The sequence below is a fragment of the Bradyrhizobium centrolobii genome, assembly GCF_001641635.1.
Lineage (GTDB): Bacteria > Pseudomonadota > Alphaproteobacteria > Rhizobiales > Xanthobacteraceae > Bradyrhizobium > Bradyrhizobium centrolobii.
This window is the reverse complement of sequence record NZ_LUUB01000037.1, coordinates 1-1,827: the sequence shown is the minus strand read 5'-3', so window position 1 is coordinate 1,827 and position 1,827 is coordinate 1. Positions and strand designations below refer to the sequence as shown.

Sequence of the window (1,827 nt, the reverse complement as noted above, 5' to 3'; positions counted from 1 at the left end):
GAAACGCGAGTTCCATCCGAACCGGCGGGCGACCCGATCGTCCCTCGACAATGCGGATGATCGAAGACTCGGAACGGTTCGTGGGCATAAAATCGATTACAGCAAAGGATCCGTCCCGAACTGTAAATACGGTTTCCAGTATCATCGTGTCGCCACGGTAGCAGCGCGATGTCTTGCACGACGGATCCGAAGGCGCGATCGACCACCGACCGTGATTTGGGTTTCCCAACAAGGCGGCGAAGCACGCCGCGCTATCGAAACGAGGCCAGCACAGCCAATCAATTGAGCCGTTCCTGCCGACCAGAGCCGCCGTGGTGCAGTCACCGATAAGACCGTAGTCTTCAATCCGCAAAGTACCATCAAATCGTTTCTGGAATCTGCTGGCAGCATCCATCTTTTTCACCATGTGCCGATTTGCTGAAAGAGCGCCAATTCGCCATTGACGAACTAAGATCATGCACAAATTTGTTCAATGTCTTCCTTAGCGCAGCGTGTCATGCAACACATCACATAGTTGGCACTCCCCTCTGACGGCTCGGTCGGTGAAGAGAAGTGCACCCGCATTCCGCACGCGAGGATGATGATGGTCGCCACGAGCCCGCCGACCTGAATGGCGAGGTCAAGACGGCCGGAGCGAAGCAGAACAGCCCGATCATCCTGCCAGCTTAGGCGCTTCCAAACGCGGCATCACACTTGGATGAAGTTTCGATACACTCAACGGGAGGACGATTGATACTCAGCCGGGTTTCGAGCTTGAGGACCTGCGCGGACAGGGACGGCTGCACCACCCGGCATCGAACGCCCAAATGCAGCATGCGCATCTGATGGCTGCAATCGTTTCACTTCCGCGAACGCCGATAACCATACAGAATGCTAAGCGTCGGACTTCGGCGAGCTTGTTCGGTGCCAAATCGACCTTGTGTGCGGCGCCCGGCTTCACCCATCCGGCAGTCACTCAATTGAAGGAGTGAGACCATGAGCGCCGTCCTTTCGATCGTTTGCCTTGCGAGGCACGGCGAGACCGCGTGGAGCCTCTCAGGTCAGCATACAGTCCGGCTCTGCAATGACGCCCGGCACGTCGAAGATCGGTTGACGCATCGAGACTTAGAATCGTTAGTCGGAAGGGCACAGCCTTAAGGCAGCTCTAGCCGCACGCTGAGCATATTGCACGGAGCCGAAGGGTAAGGCCGATGAACCAAGTCGTCTTCCTGGTCGATGTCGACAATACGCTTCTCGACAACGACCGCATCCAGGCCGACATCAAGGCCTACCTCGAGCGCCGGTACGGTGCCTCATGTCGCGATCGGTACTGGGCAATTCTCGAGGAGCTGTTCCAAGAACTGGGGTATCGAGACTATCTCGGCGCGCTCCAGCGGTATCGCGTCGAACACCCGCAAGACATGCACCTGTTGTCCATGTCGTCATTCCTGGTCGATTACCCGTTCGCCAATCGTTTGTATCCGGAATCCCTAGACGTGCTCGAACGACTACGTCAGTGGGGCCCAACCATCCTTCTCACCGATGGCGACGTCGTCTTTCAACCCCGCAAGGTTGAGCGTTCCGGGCTTTCGGAGGCAGTCAACTCACATGTGCTGATCTACATCCACAAGGAGCTTGCGCTCGATGATGTCGAGGCCCGCTATCCGGCGCTGCACTACGTTCTAGTTGATGACAAGCCGCGTATCCTTGCCGCGGTCAAGGAGGTCTGGGGCAACCGCGTCACCACCGTCCTTCCCCGACAAGGACAATATGCCCACGACGCGAACGCCCTCGCCTCCTTCGCCATACCCGACGTGACGGTGGACCGGATCGGAGACCTGCTCGACT

The 1,827-nt window shown here is 57.6% G+C and carries 2 protein-coding genes; one reads left to right on the top strand and one right to left on the bottom strand.

The annotated features are described in order from the left end of the window. Window positions 1–406, bottom strand: a 406-nt coding sequence (locus AYJ54_RS52120; protein ID WP_245328939.1) for a trehalase-like domain-containing protein, incomplete at its 3' end; no start/stop codon positions are given. Window positions 407–1,190: 784 nt separating this feature from the next. Between AYJ54_RS52120 and AYJ54_RS08620 the strand changes: the two genes are divergently transcribed. After that, on the top strand, window positions 1,191–1,827 hold a 637-nt coding region (locus AYJ54_RS08620), incomplete at its 3' end, for an HAD family hydrolase (RefSeq protein ID WP_063698329.1).